This window comes from Variovorax sp. OK605 (assembly GCF_900115445.1).
Classification (GTDB): Bacteria; Pseudomonadota; Gammaproteobacteria; order Burkholderiales; family Burkholderiaceae_C; genus Variovorax.
In genome coordinates this window covers 303887-320608 of record NZ_FOWL01000007.1, presented here as the reverse complement: position 1 = coordinate 320608, position 16722 = coordinate 303887, and the positions used below count along the sequence as shown (strand labels likewise).

The following is a 16722-nucleotide window of genomic DNA, read 5'->3' as shown; positions in this document are numbered from 1 at the left end:
CGCGCCACGCTCAGTCGCCCTTGAAGCCGGTGGAGGCCACCACCTTCTGCCAGCGCACCGAGTCGGTGGCGATCATGCGGCGCGCATCGGCCGCGCTGGTGCCCAGGATGCTGAAGCCGGCCTCCTCCAGCCGGCGGCGCACTTCGGGCGACTGCACCGCGGCCACCACCTGCGCGTTGAGCTTGGCAACCACGCTCTCGGGCGTGCCGGCCGGCGCGAACAGCACGAACCAGGCGGAGAAGTCGGCCTTGGGGAAACCCGTTTCCGCGAACGTGGGCACGGCCGGCAGCAGCGGCGAGCGCTGCGGCGCGGTGGTGGCCAGCGCGCGCATCTTCTCGCCCTTGACCTGCGCCATGGCCAGCGCGGTCGACACGAAGGCCGCCTGCACATCGCCCGCGATGATGGCCGTCACCGCGTCGCCGGTGGCGCGAAAGTGCACCGGCTCCACCTTGAAGCCGCCCTGCTCCGCGAACATCTCGGCGCCGAAGTGGCCCGGCGTGCCCGCACCGAAGGTGCCGAAGTTGACCTTGTCCTTCTCCGCCCTGGCCATCTTCACGAACTCGGCCACCGACGTCGCGGGCGAGCTGTTGGGCACCACCAGGATGAAGTCGGTGCGCACCACCTCCGACACCGGCAGCAGTTCGCGTGCCGGGTCGTATGGCAGCCTGGAGAACGCGGCCGGCGCGATGCTGATGGCGCCCACATCGGCGATGAGCAGCGTGTAGCCGTCGGCCGCGCTCTTGGCGACAAACTGCGCGGCAATCTGCCCGCCCGCGCCCGCGCGGTTCTCGATGACCATCGGCTGGCCGATGGTCTCCCCCAGCCGCTGGCCGAGCACGCGCGTGAGCACGTCGGGCCCGGTGCCGGGCGCGAAGCCCACGGCAAGCCGCACCGGCCGCGAGGGGTAAGCCTGCGGCGAGCCCTGCGCGAGGGCGAACTGCGGGCAGGCCAGCGCCAGGGACGCCGCGGCGCCGGCAGTGAGGCAGCCTCTTCGGGTCATCTGCTTGTCGGTCATGGGTTTGTCTCCGTTGGTTTCGAATCGAATGCGTTTGCCGGTGCGCCTGTCACCGGGTCCTCACTGCCCGGTGTAGCCGGGGCTGCGCTTTTCCATGAAGGCCCGCGGCCCTTCGCGCGCATCGGCGCTGGCGAACACGGCCTTCTTCGCGCGGTCTTCGAGCCGGTAGCCCACGTCGAGCGGCACGCCGTTGGCCTCCATCACCGTCTGCTTCACGGCCTGCACGGCGAGCGGGCCGTTGGCGGCAATCTGCAGCGCGATCTCCTCGGCCCTGGCCATCAGCTGCGCGGCCGGCACCACGTGGTTGACGAGGCCGCACTGCAGCGCGGCCTCGGCCTTCATGGGCCGCCCCGTCAGCATGAACTCCATCGCGCGCGCATGCCCGATCTGCCGGGGCAGCCGCACCATCGAGCCGGCGAAGGGAATCAGCGCGCGCTGCACCTCGGGCAGGCCGAAGCTCGCATGCTCGGCGGCAACGCGGATGTCGGTGCCCAGCATGGTCTCGAAGCCCGCGGCCATGCAGGCGCCGTTGATGGCGGCGATCACCGGCTTGTGCAAGGCAAAGTCGCGCAGCGACGACGCTGCCAGCACCAGCGGGTCGTCGAGCATGCGCTGCTCGAAAGCGTCGGCCGGTGCGCGCGCGCCGGTCATCAGCGGGAGCGTGGTCGCGAGGTCGCCGCCCGCGCAGAAGGCGATGTCGCCCGCGCCGGTGAGGATCGCCACGCGCAACGCGGCGTCGGCGCGAAAGTCGACGAAGGCATCGGCCAGCAGGCACAGCATGCGCGGCGTGAGCGCGTTACGTGCCTCGGGCCGGTCGAGCGTGAGGATGGCGACGTGGCCGCGCTTCTCGTAGCGGATGGGGTCGCTCATGGCATCGCTCATGCACTCGCTCCTTCGGCCGCACCGACACGGCAGGTCAGCGCGAACACGCCAAGCAGTTTTCGCACTTGCGCGGCGGTGTCGGGGTCGTCATCGGTCGTCGCGCAGTGCACCACCAGCCCCTTGCCTTCCGCGCGCACATCGACTGTCACCTTCCACGCCAGCGTGCTGCGCGCAATGCGGTCTTCCACCACCCAGCGGATCGCCATGGCGCGCAGCGTGGGCTTGTAGAGCTTGCCGATCGCGGTGACCGGCAATGCGTCGAGGATGAAGATGGCTTTCGGGAACGCGGGCCGCTCGGGAATGCGCGCCTGCGCGAACTCGGCCAGCTGTTCGATGCCGACCGTGCGCCCGGGGCGCAGCGACACATAGGCCACCGGCACTTCGCCCGCGTACTCGTCGGGTGCGCCGACCGCGGCGGCCAGCAGCACGTCGGGGTGCGCCATGAGCGCGTCCTCGATCACCACCGGGTCGATGTTGTGGCTGCTGCGGATGATCAGGTCCTTCGAGCGCCCCGTGACGAACACGCGCCCCTGCGCGTCGATGCGGCCCACGTCGCCCGTCACCAGCCAGCCGCCGCCGATCAGCACGCCGGCGTTGTTGTCCGCATCGGTGTAGCCCGGCCCCACGTTCGGGCCCTGGATCTGCAGGATGCCCTCCTCGCCCGCCGCCAATGCCGTGCCGGTTTCGTCGGCCACGCGCACGCGGGTGAACGGCAGCGGCCAGCCGACCGAGCCCGCCACGCGCGGCGCGCCCGCGGCTTCGATGGCGATCACGCCGCCGCACTCGGTCATGCCCAGGATGTTGCGCACCGCGATGCCCAGGCGCTGCTCGAAAGCCTCGGCCAGGTCCGACGGCAGCGGCGAGCCGCCGGTGAGCAGGCAGCGCACGCGCGACAGGTCTTCGCCATTCGGCGCTACGCCCAGCAAGGTGGACATCACCGTGGGCACCGCCGCCAGCAGCGTCACGCGGTGCAGCGCCACGAACTGCCAGTAGGCCTGCATGAAGGCCGTGTTGCGCAGGCCCAGCAGCGTGGGCAGCACCACCTCGCCGCCCGCGAGCAGCGTGGACAGGCCGTACACGAACGAGCCCGCCACGTGGAACAGCGGAAAGCCGTTGAGCACCACGTCGCGCTCCGACGTGCCGTACATGCGCGCCGCGCCCCAGGCCGCATGCAGCTGGTTGCCGTGCGTGTGCTGCGCGAGCTTGGGCCGGCCGGTGGTGCCGCCGGTGTGGAACAGCGCCGCGATGCGGTGGGCATCGGGGTGCCGCGCGCGTTCGAGCGGTGCGTCCGATTGAGCGGCGAGCAGCGCATCGAAGTCGAGCGCGCCTTCCACGGCGCCCCCGCCGGCGTTTACGGCGCTTATGGCGTTCACGGCGTTCACGGCGTTCACGGCGACGACATGCGCGAGCGACTTGCAACGCTGGCGCAAGCCCGGCACGCGGCGCCAGATGTCCAGCTCGGCGGTCGGCCCCAGTGCCACGAGCACGTTGACCCGCGCGGCGTCGATCAGCTCGGCGATGTGCTCCTCGCCAAGCAGGTAGTTGATCGGGCAGGCCACGCCCACGGCCTCGGCGCCCCACAGCGTGAAGTAGGCCTCGGGAATGGCCGGCAGCAGGAACGCGACGCGCGGCTCGGCATCGCCGCACAGGCGCTGGAATGCGCGCGCGGCGCGGCGCACCTGCGCCACCATGTCCGCGTGCGTCCAGCGCGCGGGCGGCACCGACGCGTCGGCACTGCGGATGTAGGTGATGGCGGGCCGCGCCGGGTGGCGCCGCGCCGCGTCTTCCAGCGCGTCGAGCACGTCCGCATGCGGCATGAAGCCTGCGTACGGCGCGGCTTCGATCGCGCGGATGTCCTGCAAATCACCGATGCCAGCTGCTGCTTTCAAACGCGCGCTCCATGTCAGGGGAAGCCCGTGGCCGGGCGAAGTTCTGACAGGGAGCGTAAGCAGGCACGGCGGCGGCGTCTGTCCGCCGCGATGGGGACAGGCTTACCCTGAGACGGCCACGCCGGCGCCCACGCTCACGCCGTACCGGGCGGCCGGCCTGGTGCTCGACAGCCGGCCCGACATCGCGCGCCGCGCGGCCTCGAAGGCGTTCCATTCGTCCTGGCTGGGCAGCGACGGAATCGTCACCTGCTCGCCCAGGTCGAGCCCTGCCAGCGCGGCGTCGACCATGTCTTCGGCCGTCATGACGATCTCGCTCGGCAGGTGCTGCACCGGCAGGCCGGCGATGCCCCAGAACTCGGTGGCCGTGGCGCCCGGCAGCACGGCCTGCACGCGCACGCCCTTGCCGGCGAGCTCGTGCTGCAGCGACTGGCTCAGCGCCAGCACGAAGGCCTTGCTCGCGCCGTACACGCCGTTCAGCGTCTCGGGCGAGACCGCCACGATGGAGGCGATGTTCACCAGCGTGCCCGCGCCGCGCGCCACGAAGGCCGGCACCGCGGCATAGGTGAGCCGCGTGAGCACGTTCACGTTGAGCGCGATCATGTCTTCCATCTTGTCGATGTCCGACGCGAGCAGCGGCGCGGTGGCGCCCACGCCGGCGTTGTTCACCAGCAGCGTGATGCCGGCGTTGGTGCGCAGCACCGCCTCGACGCGCGCGAGGTCCTTGGCGTCGGTCAGGTCGGCCGCCAGCGTCTCGACCTTGCGGCCGGTCTGCGTGACGAGCCGGTCGGCCAGCGCGCGCAGGCGTTCGCCGTTGCGCGCCACCAGCACGAGGTCGTAGCCGCGGCGGGCCAGGCGGTCGGCGTACACGGCGCCGATGCCCGAGGATGCGCCGGTGATGAGGGCGGTGCCCTGGGTCGTTGCAGTCATGAAAACTTCCTTTGTCGCCACGTCGTTGTATGGCATGGGGGAAGTTTCCTCCTGGGAGCTTATGGCGTAAATGTCAGATAAGCCACCTTTCAGGACACAGCGCCACGCGCCCCGCACTCAGCGCCTCAGGCCGCGGCCACCTGCTGGCGCGCCACGCGGCGCACGCTCTGCGGCGGCTGGCCCAGCGTGCGCAGGAACGCGCGGCGCATGCGCTCGGGGTCGCCGAAGCCGGTTTCGCGCGCCACCACGCCCAGCGCGAGGCGGCCTTCGTCGATCAGCCCGCGCGCGGCTTCCACGCGCAGGTTCTCCACGGCATGCGCGGGCGACTGGCCCGTCTCGGCCTTGAAGGCGCGGCTGAACTGGCGCGGGCTCAGGTGCGCGACCTCGGCCAGCTCTTCCACCGAGAGCGTGTCGCGCAGGTTGGCGCGCGCATGCACCAGCGCCTGCTGGATGCGGTCGGACTTGGGCTCCAGCTCGAGCAGCGCCGAGTACTGCGACTGCCCGCCCGCGCGCCGGTGGTACACGACCAGCTTCTTCGCGATGAAGCGCGCCACCTCCACGCCCATGTCTTCCTCCACCAGCGCCAGCACCAGGTCGATGCCCGCGGTCATGCCGGCCGAGGTCCACACCGGCCCGTCGTTGATGAAGATGCGGTCGGGCTGCACCTTGATGCCGGGGTGGCGCTGCTGCAGCTCCTGCGCAAAGGCCCAGTGCGTGGTGGCGCGGCGGCCGTCGAGCACGCCCGCGTCGGCCAGCCCGAAGGCGCCGGTGCAGATGCTGGCCACGCGGCGCGCGTTGCGTAGCCCGGCGCGCAGGAAGCGGCACATCTTCTCGGAGGTGGGCGCGACGCTGAGCGCGCCAGTCATCAGCAGCGTGTCGAACTTCGCCGCACTGAAGCGCCTGCTGTCGGTGGAAACACCCGATGAACTGGGCACGAGCCCGCCTTCCTCGGACAGCAGCTCGACCTTGTAGACCGGCTGGCCCGCATGCATGTTGGCCAGCTCGAACGCGGCGATGGCGGCCAGGTCGAGGATCTGGAAGCCGGGGAACACGAGCACGCCGATGCGCTTCATGACGATGTCCTGAAAAGAGGTTTCTGCTGAATGGCGGACGCAAGGCTAACCGCCCCGGCCTGACCGCGCGGGCGCCAGGGGCTCCGCGCGGCCCTTGCGCACAATCGCCCCATGCCCGATCTCCGCGAATTGACCCGCCGGTTCCCCCGCCCCGGCCGGCTCGACACCATCCTGCTGCGTCCGGCGCGCCGTGCCCCGGTGCAGCCGGTCGACGAGGCGGTGGTGCTCGAAGGCCGCGGCCTGCAGGGCGACCGCAGCAGCAGCGCGGCGCGCCCCGGCGGGCGCCGGCAGGTCACGCTGCTGCAGGCCGAGCACCTGCCCGTCATCGCCTCGCTCTGCGCGCTGGCGCAGGTCGAGGCGCACGTGCTGCGCCGCAACCTCGTGGTGTCCGGCCTGAACCTGATCGCCGCGCGCCCGCTGTTTCGCGACCAGCCGATGGTGCTGCACATCGGCGCCGACGTGGTGCTGGAAATCAGCGGGCCGTGCGAGCCGTGTTCGCGCATGGAAGAGGCGCTCGGGCCCGGCGCGTACAACGCTATGCGCGGGCACGGCGGACTGACGGCGCGCGTGCTGCAGGGCGGCGTGGTGCGCGTGGGCGATGCGGTGGTGTGCCGGCCTGCGGTAACTTCCACATCCACCGGCTGAATCCGCCAGCCCCCTCAACCCCACTGCAGCCACTGCAAGCACTGCAACCCATGACGCTCAACCTGAACCTCGTCTTCACATCGCTGCCGAACACGCCGCTGCTGCATGAATGCCTCGTCATGAGCGCGGCCGGCTACGGCTTCTTCCGGGAAGAGAAGGTCACGCTGGGTCTTGGCACCACCTGCCTGGTCCTGATGGTGGAGGGCCGCGAGCCGGTGCCCGTGCCCTACTTCGAACTGGCCGAGTTCACGCTGTCGAACTCCGCCGTCACGACCACCGGCCACACCATGCCCGACTTCGGACTCTTCGGCGGCCTGCTTTCCGGCCAGTCCACCAACAAGGAGTTCTCCACCTCCACCACGCAACCGGCCGCACAGACCTTCATCTCGCTGGTCACGCACCTTGGCGAACTGCATCTCGTCTACACCGGCCTGGCGCCGGCGATGCTGCGCATGGTGCTGGCCGAGGCTTTTGCCGTCTGGCGGCAGCACCAGCCGGAGTGGCTGGAGAAGCGGCGCAAGTCGGTCGATGCCTATGTGGAGCGCGAAGGCCTCGACGAGCAGACGCGCGTCGCGTTGAGGGCGCGGCTGCTCCAGCCGCTGGTGCCGGAGGCACCGGCCCCTTCCCCTTCGTCCTTCGGCGCGTTCACCGGGCTGCCCGCCGACCCGTCGACGGCCAGCGCGTTCAAGGCACCGGTGCGCATGGGCGTGTGCCCGGCCTGCAGGAAGGAGATTCCGTTTTTCTCCGAGGAATGCCCGAAGTGCCAGGCGCTTTTCGGGCCGGATTCGGCGTGGCAGGTGCGGGCGGTGTGAGGCGCCGAGTGGCCGGCAGGGAGGTGGCAGGCCCCGAGGCCTCCACGGCGGTCCAGGACTGAGCGCGCAGGGTCGCCGTTCATGCCCGCCGTTCAGCCCACCGCTACAGGCCACCGTTCCTGGCCGTGCGGCCCGCGCCAGCGGCGCCCCAAGGTGTGCCGCTAAAGTTGTACACCATGAATCTGCGTCAAATCGAAGTGTTCCGGGCCATCATGGCCACCGGGTCGGTCAGCGATGCCGCCCGCCTGCTGCATGTGTCCGTTCCCGCCATCAGCCGCGTGCTCTCGCACACCGAGACCCAGCTGAACTTTCCCCTCTTCATCCGCATCAAGGGCCGCCTGTCGCCCACCGCCGAGGCACGCCGGCTGTACCACGAGGTCGAGGACGTGTACCAGGGCGTGCAGCGCATCAGCGACCTCACGCACGAACTGATGGCGCGCCGCTCGGGGCTGGTCAGCGTGGTGTCGAGCCCCGGCATCGGCCACATGCTGGTGCCGATGGCCATTGCGCACTACCACCAGGCCAACCCCGAGACACGCGTGCACTTCAAGTGCCTCAACCAGGACCTGCTGCGCGAGCGGCTGCTGAGCCGGCACTTCGACCTGGGCATCTCGCTGGAGGCGGTGGACCACCCGAACCTCATCACCGTGCCGATCGCGCGCTGCCGCATCGTGTGCATCTGCCCGCGCACGCATCCGCTGGCCGCGCGCAACGCGGTGGGCGCCGAAGACCTGCTGCCGCACGACCTGATGTCTTACCCGCGCGGCACGCCCTTCGGCGAACTGGTGCGCAACTTCTTCGCGCCGCTGGAAGACGCGCCGCGCATGACACTGGAAGTCGGCTCGCCGCAGAACGCCTGCGCGCTCACGCACCTGGGCGCGGGCATCGCGCTGGTCGACGAGTTCTCGCTGCAGGCCTGGCCCGACGCGCGCTTTCGCATCCTGCCGGTCGAAGGGCTGGAGCCGCTGGTCGCGCACCTGGTTCACCTGCGCACCGACCCGCTCTCACCGGCCGCCGAAGCCTTCGTGCGCACCCTGCGCAGCGTGCTCATGCAACGCGGGCTGGCCGCGCCGCAACCGCAGGAAAGCTGATCGCGCGGCCGGGGCTTCGGCCGGCCCGTCTTACCCGGGAATGCCCCAATAGCATGCGTTTCGCACCACGGATAGGCATGCACCGACATGGCGCACCAGCCCGGGGCCAGGTGTTAACACACGCGTAACGACGCCGCACAAAGCATCAATCGACGCGGCTTTTCTCCCTCGAAATAATTCATCGCATCGCCGCAGCACACCACTGCGGTGCGGGCCGCCCCCCGGGGCCGCCTCCATCCGCCTTGCGATTTTTTCTGGAGAAATGCCCATGTCCCGTTCCCTCAAGTTCCTGCTGGCGCCCCTGGCCTTCGCCATGGCCCTCGGCACCGCCGTCGCCGAGACCGCGCCGCTGCGCACCGGCATCGACCCCAACTTTCCGCCGCATGCCTTTCCGAAGCTCAGCGGCGGCTACCAGGGCTTCAACGTCGAGCTGGGCGAGGAAATCGCAAAGCGCCTGGGCCGGCGCATCGAGATCGAGGGCGCGCAGTACTCGGCGCTGATTCCCGCGCTGAACGCGGGCAAGTTCGACTTCCTGATGGCGCCGACCACGGTGTCGCCCGAGCGCGCGAAGTCGGTGCTGTTCACCGAGGGCTACCTGGAGAACAACTTCACGCTGGTCATGAAGAAGGACCGCAACGACATCCAGCGCCTGGAAGACCTCAAGGGCAAGACCATTGCCGTGAACAAGGGCTCGGGCCCCGAGGAGTGGGCGCGCAACAACCAGGCGACGTACGGCTACGAGATCGCCGTGTACGGCACCAACGCCGACGCGGTGCAGGCCGTGATCTCCGGGCGCGGCGACGCCAACCTCGCGGGCGTCACGCCCTCGGCCTGGGCGGTGAAGAGCACGCCGGCCATCAAGACCACCTTCACCATCAAGACCGGCTCGGTCTGGGCCATTCCGTTCCGCCTGGACGACAAGGCCGGGCGCGACCAGGTGAGCAACGTGCTCAAGTGCATGAAGCTCGACGGCTCGCTGCAGAAGATGCACACCAAGTGGTTCGGCGCCGCGCCCGCGGCCGACTCGGCGACCGTCGTCTCGCCGGCCGGCCACGGCATTCCGGGCCTGTTCGGCTACGAGGCCACCGCCGCCAAGCCCGTGTGCCAGTGAGCGCCGAGCGCCGCCGCCCAACGCCCTTCCCAACCCACCGATGACCGCCGTGACGCCTTCCTCGCTCCTGCAGGTGCGCAACCTGCACAAATCCTATGGCAGCGTGCCCGTGCTCAACGGCATCGACCTCGATGTGCAGGCGGGCGAACTGGTCTCGGTGATCGGTCCCTCGGGCTCGGGCAAGAGCACGCTGCTGCGCTGCTGCAACCGCATGGAAGACGCGACCCGGGGCGAGGTGCGCGTGGAGGGGCACGACATCTATGCGCCGGGCGCCAACCTGAACCGGCTGCGCGAACGCGTGGGCATGGTGTTCCAGGCCTTCAACCTCTACCCGCACCTGGACGTGCTGGGCAACGTGACGCTGGCGTTGCGCAAGGTCAAGAAGATGGCGCGCGACGCGGCCGAGCACACCGCCATGCAGGCCCTGGCGCGCGTGGGCATGGAGCACAAGGCGCGCGTGCGCCCCACGCAGCTGTCGGGCGGACAGCAGCAGCGCGTGGGCATTGCGCGCTCGATCGCGCTGAAGCCCGCGCTGGTGCTGTTCGACGAGCCGACCAGCGCGCTCGACCCCGAGATGGTGGGCGGCGTGCTGCAGGTCATGCGCGAGCTGCGCACCGACGGCATGACCATGGTGGTGGTCACGCACGAGATGGGCTTTGCCAAGGCCGCCTCCGACCGCGTGGTGTTCATGGACGGCGGCGCCATCGTCGAGCAGGGCTCGCCCGCGCAGGTGTTCGAGGCGCCCACGCATGCACGCACCGAAGCCTTCATTGCCAGCATCGGCAGCCGCGCGCTCTGAGCGCCCGAACGGAAACGCCGCATGCAGCTCGACAAGCTCGTCTTCACTTTCTTCAACGGCGACATCGCCGCGCGCTACCTGCCCCAGGTGCTGGACGGCGCGCGCGTGACGATCGAGCTGGGCCTGGCGGTGATCGCCGCCGGCCTGGCGCTGGGCATGCTGCTGGCCTACCTGCGCAGCCTGCCCATTCGCGGCTTGCCGCTGGCGGTGTCGACGCTGGTCGACATCTTTCGCGCGCTGCCGCCGCTGGTGCTCATCATCCTGCTGTACTACGCGCTGCCCTTCCTGGGCCTGTCGCTGGGGGCCTTCGCCTCGACCTGGCTGGCGCTCACGCTGGTGCTCGCGGCCTTCTCCGAGGAGGTGTTCTGGGCCGGCATCGAGTCGCAGCCGCGCGGCGTGATGGAGGCCGCGCGCTCCACCGGCCTCACGCACACGCAGGCCATGGTGCATGTGCTGCTGCCGCAGTCGTGCCGGCTGATGGTGGCGCCGCTGACCAACCGCGTGATTGCCATCACCAAGGGCACGGCCTACGGCTCGGTGGCCGCGCTGAATGAAATCCTGAACCAGGCCACCTCGGCCACCAGCTTCGCGGGCAACCCCACGCCGCTGATGCTCGGCGCGCTGGGCTACCTGATCATCTTCCTGCCCGTGGTGATTGCCGGGCGCTACATCGAACGGCGCCACGGCGCGGGCCGCCACTGAGGCCGCCGAACGGAGCCCCCCATGGAACTCATCCTCCAGTATTTCTTCAACCTCGGCGTGGTGCGCGAAGTCACGCCGTACATCCTGCGCGGCCTGCTCAACACGCTGCTGCTGTCGGCCTGGGTGATCCCGCTCGGCCTGGCGGCCGGCATGGTGCTGGCGGTGGCCGGCTTCGTGATCCGCAACCGGCTGCTGCGCGCGCTGCTGGTGATCTACATCGACTTCTTTCGCGCGTTCCCGCCGCTGGTGCTGCTGATCTTCCTGTACACCGGCCTGCCCTACCTGGGCGTGGAGCTGTCGCCCATGGCCTGCGTGGCGCTGGGCTTCATGCTGAACAACTCGAGCTACTTCGGCGAGATCCTGCGCGCCGGGCTCGAGTCGGTGCCGCGCGGCCAGCGCGAGGCGGCGCTGTCCACCGGCATGGGCCGCGTGGCCAGCCTGCTGCACGTGGAAATTCCGCAGGCCGTGCGCAACGTGTTCCCCGACCTGGTGAGCAACATGATCGAGGTGGTGAAGCTCACCACCATCGCCAGCGTGGTCTCGGTGCCCGAGATGCTGTACGCCGCGCGCTCCGCGCAATCGATGCTCTACAACCCCACGCCCATCGTGCTGGCCGCGCTGATCTATCTCGCGCTGCTGTGGCCGCTGGTCGTGCTGCTGGGCCGGCTGGAAAAACGCCAGCGCCGCGCCCAACCCAAGGCCGCCTGATCCATATCGCATGACGCATGCAGCAGGCCGCCCCCCCAACAACCACCAACCCTGATTGAGGAAGCAAAGATGACAACCAAACGTACCTTGGGCCTGGCCGTGGCCCAGATGGGCCCGGTGCACCTGTCGGACACCCGCGAGGCGGTCGTGCGCCGCCTGGTGGAGATGATGCGCGACGCCAAGGGCCGCGGCGCCGAGATGGTGGTGTTCCCCGAACTCGCGCTCACCACCTTCTTCCCGCGCTACTGGATGGAAGAGGCCGAGGCCGAGGCCCGCTTCTTCGAGGCCACCATGCCCAACGCCCAGGTGCAGCCGCTGTTCGACGAGGCGCGCAAGCTCGAAGTGGGCTTCTACCTCGGCTATGCCGAGCGCACGCCCGAGGGCACGCGCTACAACACCTCGATCATCGTGGACCGCACCGGCGCCATCGTCGGCAAGTACCGCAAGATCCACCTGCCGGGCCACTCCGACCACAAGCCCGACGCGCCCTTCCAGCACCTGGAGAAGAAGTTCTTCGAAGTGGGCGACCTGGGTTTCCGGGTGTTCGACACCATGGGCACGCGCTTCGGCATGTGCCTGTGCAACGACCGCCGCTGGCCCGAGACCTACCGCGTGATGGCGCTGCAAAGCGCCGAGGTGGTGGTGCTCGGCTACAACACGCCCTCGCTCAACATCCACTGGAACGAACCGGTGCACCTGCGCACCACCACGCACCTGGTGTCGCTGCAGGCCAATGCGTACCAGAACGGCATCTGGGTGGCGGCCGCGGCCAAGTGCGGCTCCGAAGACGGCCACCACATGATCGGCAGCTCGGCCATCGTGGCGCCCACGGGCGAGATCGTCGCGCGCTCGCTCACCGAAGAAGACGAGGTGATCAGCGTGAAGGCCGACATGTCGCTGGGTGAGTACTTCCGCCAGCACGTCTTCAACTTCGCCAAGCACCGCCGCCCCGAGCACTACCGCCTGATCGTCGAGCGCACCGGCGCCGGCGAGCCCCTGGTCTGAACGCACGCACGGAGCCCCGCATGGACACCACCATCGCTTCGCTGATCGGCGAGGAACGCTTCGACCTGACGATCCGCGGCGGCCGCATCGTCACCGACGGCCGTGTGATCGAGGGCGACCTCGGCGTGCGCGACGGGCGCATCGCGGCCATCGGCGGCTCGCTGCCGCCGGGCCTGCGCGACGTGGACGCCACCGGCCGCTGGGTGCTGCCGGGCGGCATCGACAGCCATTGCCATGTCGAGCAGCGCTCGGGCATGGGCATGATGTGCGCGGACGACTTCTACTCGGCCACGGTGTCCGCCGCGTTCGGCGGCACCACCACCATCGTGCCGTTCGCGGCGCAGCACCGCGGCATGTCGGTGCCCGAGGTGCTGGCCGACTACAGCCAGCGCGCGGCCGAGAAGGCCGTGATCGACTACGGCTTCCACCTGATCCTGGCGAACCCCGACGCCACCACGCTCTCGCAGGACCTGCCCGCGGCCATCCGCGACGGCATCACCTCGCTGAAGGTCTACATGACCTACGACCGCATGAAGCTCGAGGACATCGAGCTGCTCGACGTGCTGGCCCTGGCCCGCGCCGAGGGCGCGCTGGTGATGGTGCACGCCGAGAACAACGACATGATCCGCTGGATCGCGCAGCGCCTGATCGACCGCGGCCACACGGCGCCCAAGTTCCACGGCGTGGCGCACGACCCGCTGGCCGAGACCGAGGCCGCCTACCGCGCCATTGCGCTGGCGCGCCTGGTCGACGTGCCGCTGCTGCTGGTGCACGTGGCCGGCGGCGACACGGTCGAGGTGATCCGCCAGGCCCAGTTGCTGGGCGCCAACGTGCTGGCCGAAAGCTGCCCGCAGTACCTGTTCCTGACCGCCGACGACATGGACCGCCCCGGCCTGGAGGGCGCCATGTTCTGCTGCTCGCCGCCCGCGCGCGACGCCGATGCGCAGGAGGCTATCTGGCGCGGCCTGATCGACGGCACGCTGGCCACCTACTCGTCGGACCACGCGCCCTACCGCTTCGACGAGACCGGCAAGCTGCCCAAGGGAGACGCCACCACCTTCAAGGAAATGGCCAACGGCGTGCCGGGCATCGAACTGCGCATGCCGCTGCTGTTCAGCGAAGGCTTCCTGAAGGGGCGCATCGACATCCACCAGTTCGTGGCGCTCACGGCCACCAACCATGCGAAGCTGTACGGACTGGCGCCACGCAAGGGCGCCATCGCCCTGGGTGCCGACGCCGACATCGCCGTGTGGAACGCCGAACGCGAAACCACCATCACGGCCGCCATGCTGCACGACAACGCGGGCTACACGCCCTACGAGGGCCGCACCATCCAGGGCTGGCCCGAAGTGGTGGTGAGCCGCGGGCGCGTGGTGGTCGAGGACAACACCCTGCACGCCGAACGCGGCAGCGGCGCCTACCTGCGCCGCGGCGCGCCCGACCTGCCGCGCCGCGCGCCGGTCCCGGGTACAGACCGCCAGAACCGCTCGCATGGCCGCGTGCTGAAGGCGCTGATCGGCCTCGGGGAGGACACGCCATGAGCACCCCGCATGTTCCTCCGCGCGTGCGCGTGCTGAACCCCAACAGCAGCACCAACGTGACCGATGCCGTGGCGCGCGCCTTTCGCGCGACGGTGCCGCCCGCGCAGTGCGAGTTCGACTGCGTCACCGCGCACGACGGCCCGCCGGGCATCGTGACGCAGGCCGACTTCGAACAGGGCGCGCGCATCGCGGCCGACGACGTGGCCGCGCATGCCGCGCAGGCCGACGCCTTCGTGCTCGCCTGCTTCAGCGACCCCGGCGTGGCCGCGGCGCGCGCGCGCTGCGACAAGCCCGTGGTCGGCCTGGGCGAGGCGGGCATGCGCGCCGCCCTGGCGCGCGGCCAGCGCGTGGGCGTGATCGCCATTGCCAGCGCGGCCATCGCTCGGCACCTGCGCTACTGGGAGGCGCTGGGCGTGCGCGAGCGCGTGGCGGCCGAGCGACCGCTGGACCTGCCGGTGCACCTCTCGGGCGACGCCGCGCATGCGCTCGAACCGATGATCGCCGCGGCCCGACTGCTGGTCGACGTCGACGGGGCCGACGTCGTGCTGCTCGGCTGCGCCGGCATGGCCGACCTGCGCGCACCGCTCGAGGCGGCGGTGGGCGTGCCCGTGATCGACCCGTGCGAGGCAGCCGCCGAACTGGCGGCCCGGCTGGCCCGCGCGCACCGCGACGGGCTCGCCTCATGAGCGCCGTGCCGCAACGCCTGGGCGTGCTCGGCGGCATGGGCCCGCTGGCCGGCGCCGCGTTTGCGCTGCGCATGGTGCAGCTCACGCCCGCCGACAGCGACCAGCAGCACATTCCCGTGCTGCTGTGCAACGACCCCGCGATTCCCGACCGCTCCTCCGCCTGCATGGGCGACGGCCCGAGCCCCCTGCCCGCCATGCTGCGCGGCATCCGGACGCTGGTGGCCGGCGGCGCCGACTGCATCGCGATTCCCTGCAACACCGCGCACCTGTGGTTCGACGAACTGCAGGCCGCCAGCCCGACGCGGTTGCTGCACATCGTCGAGTCGGTCGTGGCCGACCTGCGCCGCCAGGGCGTGATGCACGGCAAGGTGGGCATCCTGGGCACGCCCGCCACCATTGCCATGGGGCTGTACCAGCGCCACCTGCGCGCCGCGGGCTACGAGCCGATCGAGCCTTCGCCCGACGACGTGCAGCGCCTGTGCGTGCCCGCCATTGCCGCCGTGAAGGCCAACTGCATCGACGAGGCCTTCGCGCCGGCGGCCGAGGGCATTCGCCTGCTCGTGCAGCAAGGTGCCAAAGCCGTGGTACTGGGCTGCACCGAACTGCCGCTGGCGGTACCGCCGTCACGGCGCGCCGCGCTCGGCGTGGTGCTGACCGATTCGATCGACGCGCTGGCGCTGGAGGCGATCGGACTGATGCGGCCCGGCGCGGCCTGAGCGCCGCCTGGCGCGCGGGCGATGTGGTGGCTAGCCTGCCGGCCTCCGCTTCCCGCAGCGCTGGACGAGCCCGCTTCATCCGCATTCGTGAAGAAATTCACGAAATGTGACTCCCTGTTTTGGTGCATTTGCATCAGTTCAGAGACTTTTTGCTGACATTTTGAAACGAGAAGTTACGATTGTGTGGTCAGGCTTCAGTCAGTTCGGCTGCGCGGCCTGCGATTCCCAAAGCACAACAAATGGAGTTCTCGTGATCGCTGTCAGCAGCGCCTTGCCGCGCAAATCTGGAAAGTCCCTCAGCCAGCAAGGCGCGGTCGCGCGCAACACCTGTTGCCTCGTGGCGCTCGCGGTTCTCGTCAGCGGCTGTTCGACGACCATCGCGTACACGCCACGCGCCAATCCGGAAACTCAGCAGACGCTGAAGTACACCGACGGCGTGGGCACGCTGTCGGAAAAAGACGAAGCGCGCGAACTCTTCGTGTACTCGCGCTTCAAGACGCAAGGGCCGACGCAGCCGACCTTCACCATCGGCTACGCCAACAACACCGCCGAGCCGGTGAACTTCAGCACCGACAACATCAAGGCCTACTTCCGCGGCGCGCCGGTGCAGATCTACACGTACACCGAACGAATCGCGGAGATCCAGTCGGAGAAGCAGGCCAAGCAAGTCGCGCTGGCCATCATCGGCGGCCTTGCCGCTGGTGCGGCCGCCTACGGCGCCTCGCGCCAGACCTACCGCTCGAACTACTCCGGCGCCGTGGTGGGCCGACGCGGCGTGACGACCTTTGCCGGCTCGAACACCGTGCGTGTGTACGACCCCGTCGCCGGCATGCTGGCCGGCGCGGCCGTGGGCGGTGCCACCGTGCTGGGCATCCGGCAGATCGAATACAACGCCGAGAACCAGGAGCAATCGGCCAATTCCATCCTGCAGCTGAACACGGTGGAGCCGCTGCAGATGGTGACGGGCGACCTGGTGTTGAAGAACTGCTGCGACCCTTATCCGCAGCCCAACGACCTGGTCCGGCTCGAAGTCACGGCGAGCGGCAAGACCTCGGTGTTCGAGTTCGCCCGCACGCAGATCAAGAGCCGCTGAAGCAGGCCCCTGCAGAGGAGCGGCCGG

17 protein-coding genes are annotated in these 16722 nt (G+C 69.9%); 12 read left to right on the top strand and 5 right to left on the bottom strand.

Annotated features, from left to right (window positions below):
* Positions 1-10: 10 nt before the first annotated feature.
* From BM013_RS20230 to BM013_RS20210, 5 genes are all read right to left on the bottom strand, one after another.
* A complete protein-coding gene (locus tag BM013_RS20230; protein WP_256221568.1) occupies positions 11-1015 on the bottom strand; it encodes a Bug family tripartite tricarboxylate transporter substrate binding protein in 1005 nt (334 codons plus the stop codon).
* Between the two features lie 60 nt (positions 1016-1075).
* Positions 1076-1897, bottom strand: coding sequence for an enoyl-CoA hydratase-related protein (locus BM013_RS20225; protein ID WP_256221567.1), 822 nt, complete (start codon positions 1895-1897; stop codon positions 1076-1078).
* Positions 1894-3786, bottom strand: a complete 1893-nt coding sequence (locus BM013_RS20220; RefSeq protein WP_177225519.1) for an acyl-CoA synthetase — start codon at positions 3784-3786, stop codon at positions 1894-1896. Before BM013_RS20220 ends, BM013_RS20225 begins: the two co-directional genes overlap by 4 nt.
* Before the next feature lie 102 nt (positions 3787-3888).
* A complete protein-coding gene (locus tag BM013_RS20215) occupies positions 3889-4713 on the bottom strand; it encodes an SDR family NAD(P)-dependent oxidoreductase (protein ID WP_093129426.1) in 825 nt (274 codons plus the stop codon).
* 125 nt (positions 4714-4838) lie between these two features.
* A complete protein-coding gene (locus tag BM013_RS20210) occupies positions 4839-5786 on the bottom strand; it encodes a GlxA family transcriptional regulator (RefSeq protein WP_093129425.1) in 948 nt (315 codons plus the stop codon).
* Positions 5787-5897: 111 nt separating this feature from the next.
* Here BM013_RS20210 and BM013_RS20205 point away from each other — a divergent pair, with 111 nt between their 5' ends.
* The 12 genes from BM013_RS20205 to BM013_RS20150 all read left to right on the top strand — a co-directional run bounded on the left by BM013_RS20205 (position 5898) and on the right by BM013_RS20150 (position 16695).
* Positions 5898-6431: an MOSC domain-containing protein gene (locus tag BM013_RS20205; RefSeq protein WP_093129424.1), complete on the top strand. Its 534-nt coding sequence runs from the start codon at positions 5898-5900 to the stop codon at positions 6429-6431.
* A 50-nt stretch (positions 6432-6481) separates the two neighbouring features.
* A complete protein-coding gene (locus BM013_RS20200) occupies positions 6482-7243 on the top strand; it encodes a hypothetical protein (RefSeq protein ID WP_093129423.1) in 762 nt (253 codons plus the stop codon).
* Between the two features lie 176 nt (positions 7244-7419).
* The gene (locus BM013_RS20195) at positions 7420-8334 is read left to right on the top strand and encodes a LysR family transcriptional regulator (protein WP_093129422.1); all 915 of its coding nucleotides are present in this window, start codon (positions 7420-7422) and stop codon (positions 8332-8334) included.
* Between the two features lie 268 nt (positions 8335-8602).
* Positions 8603-9445: a transporter substrate-binding domain-containing protein gene (locus tag BM013_RS20190; protein ID WP_256220066.1), complete on the top strand. Its 843-nt coding sequence runs from the start codon at positions 8603-8605 to the stop codon at positions 9443-9445.
* A 40-nt stretch (positions 9446-9485) separates the two neighbouring features.
* A complete protein-coding gene (locus tag BM013_RS20185) occupies positions 9486-10244 on the top strand; it encodes an amino acid ABC transporter ATP-binding protein (RefSeq protein WP_093129420.1) in 759 nt (252 codons plus the stop codon).
* 21 nt (positions 10245-10265) lie between these two features.
* Positions 10266-10946: an amino acid ABC transporter permease gene (locus tag BM013_RS20180; RefSeq protein WP_093129419.1), complete on the top strand. Its 681-nt coding sequence runs from the start codon at positions 10266-10268 to the stop codon at positions 10944-10946.
* A gap of 21 nt (positions 10947-10967) precedes the next feature.
* Positions 10968-11654 (top strand): amino acid ABC transporter permease, encoded by a 687-nt coding sequence (locus tag BM013_RS20175; RefSeq protein ID WP_093129418.1) that lies wholly within the window; start codon positions 10968-10970, stop codon positions 11652-11654.
* Between the two features lie 69 nt (positions 11655-11723).
* Positions 11724-12659 carry an N-carbamoyl-D-amino-acid hydrolase gene (locus tag BM013_RS20170; RefSeq protein WP_093129417.1) on the top strand — a complete coding sequence of 312 codons (936 nt, stop codon included), beginning with the start codon at positions 11724-11726 and terminating at the stop codon, positions 12657-12659.
* A gap of 20 nt (positions 12660-12679) precedes the next feature.
* A complete protein-coding gene (hydA, locus tag BM013_RS20165) occupies positions 12680-14200 on the top strand; it encodes a dihydropyrimidinase (RefSeq protein ID WP_093129416.1) in 1521 nt (506 codons plus the stop codon).
* On the top strand, positions 14197-14886 hold the full coding sequence (locus BM013_RS20160) for an aspartate/glutamate racemase family protein (RefSeq protein WP_093129415.1): 690 nt from the start codon (positions 14197-14199) through the stop codon (positions 14884-14886). Before hydA ends, BM013_RS20160 begins: the two co-directional genes overlap by 4 nt.
* Positions 14883-15602: a cysteate racemase gene (locus tag BM013_RS20155; RefSeq protein ID WP_093129414.1), complete on the top strand. Its 720-nt coding sequence runs from the start codon at positions 14883-14885 to the stop codon at positions 15600-15602. The genes BM013_RS20160 and BM013_RS20155 overlap by 4 nt, the downstream gene beginning before the upstream one ends.
* Before the next feature lie 250 nt (positions 15603-15852).
* A complete protein-coding gene (locus BM013_RS20150; RefSeq protein WP_143098310.1) occupies positions 15853-16695 on the top strand; it encodes a hypothetical protein in 843 nt (280 codons plus the stop codon).
* Positions 16696-16722: the final 27 nt, after the last annotated feature.

What these genes read in the sequence shown, in the direction of transcription:
- BM013_RS20170 (WP_093129417.1), top strand. Translation starts at nt 11,724, where the DNA reads ATGACAACCAAACGTACCTTGGGCCTGGCCGTGGCCCAGATGGGCCCG.
- BM013_RS20205 (WP_093129424.1), top strand. Translation starts at nt 5,898, where the DNA reads ATGCCCGATCTCCGCGAATTGACCCGCCGGTTCCCCCGCCCCGGCCGG.
- BM013_RS20200 (WP_093129423.1), top strand. Translation starts at nt 6,482, where the DNA reads ATGACGCTCAACCTGAACCTCGTCTTCACATCGCTGCCGAACACGCCG.
- BM013_RS20230 (WP_256221568.1), bottom strand. Translation starts at nt 1,015, where the DNA reads ATGACCGACAAGCAGATGACCCGAAGAGGCTGCCTCACTGCCGGCGCC.
- BM013_RS20175 (WP_093129418.1), top strand. Translation starts at nt 10,968, where the DNA reads ATGGAACTCATCCTCCAGTATTTCTTCAACCTCGGCGTGGTGCGCGAA.
- BM013_RS20180 (WP_093129419.1), top strand. Translation starts at nt 10,266, where the DNA reads ATGCAGCTCGACAAGCTCGTCTTCACTTTCTTCAACGGCGACATCGCC.
- BM013_RS20225 (WP_256221567.1), bottom strand. Translation starts at nt 1,897, where the DNA reads ATGAGCGATGCCATGAGCGACCCCATCCGCTACGAGAAGCGCGGCCAC.
- BM013_RS20185 (WP_093129420.1), top strand. Translation starts at nt 9,486, where the DNA reads ATGACCGCCGTGACGCCTTCCTCGCTCCTGCAGGTGCGCAACCTGCAC.
- BM013_RS20160 (WP_093129415.1), top strand. Translation starts at nt 14,197, where the DNA reads ATGAGCACCCCGCATGTTCCTCCGCGCGTGCGCGTGCTGAACCCCAAC.
- hydA (WP_093129416.1), top strand. Translation starts at nt 12,680, where the DNA reads ATGGACACCACCATCGCTTCGCTGATCGGCGAGGAACGCTTCGACCTG.
- BM013_RS20155 (WP_093129414.1), top strand. Translation starts at nt 14,883, where the DNA reads ATGAGCGCCGTGCCGCAACGCCTGGGCGTGCTCGGCGGCATGGGCCCG.
- BM013_RS20210 (WP_093129425.1), bottom strand. Translation starts at nt 5,786, where the DNA reads ATGAAGCGCATCGGCGTGCTCGTGTTCCCCGGCTTCCAGATCCTCGAC.
- BM013_RS20215 (WP_093129426.1), bottom strand. Translation starts at nt 4,713, where the DNA reads ATGACTGCAACGACCCAGGGCACCGCCCTCATCACCGGCGCATCCTCG.
- BM013_RS20190 (WP_256220066.1), top strand. Translation starts at nt 8,603, where the DNA reads ATGTCCCGTTCCCTCAAGTTCCTGCTGGCGCCCCTGGCCTTCGCCATG.
- BM013_RS20195 (WP_093129422.1), top strand. Translation starts at nt 7,420, where the DNA reads ATGAATCTGCGTCAAATCGAAGTGTTCCGGGCCATCATGGCCACCGGG.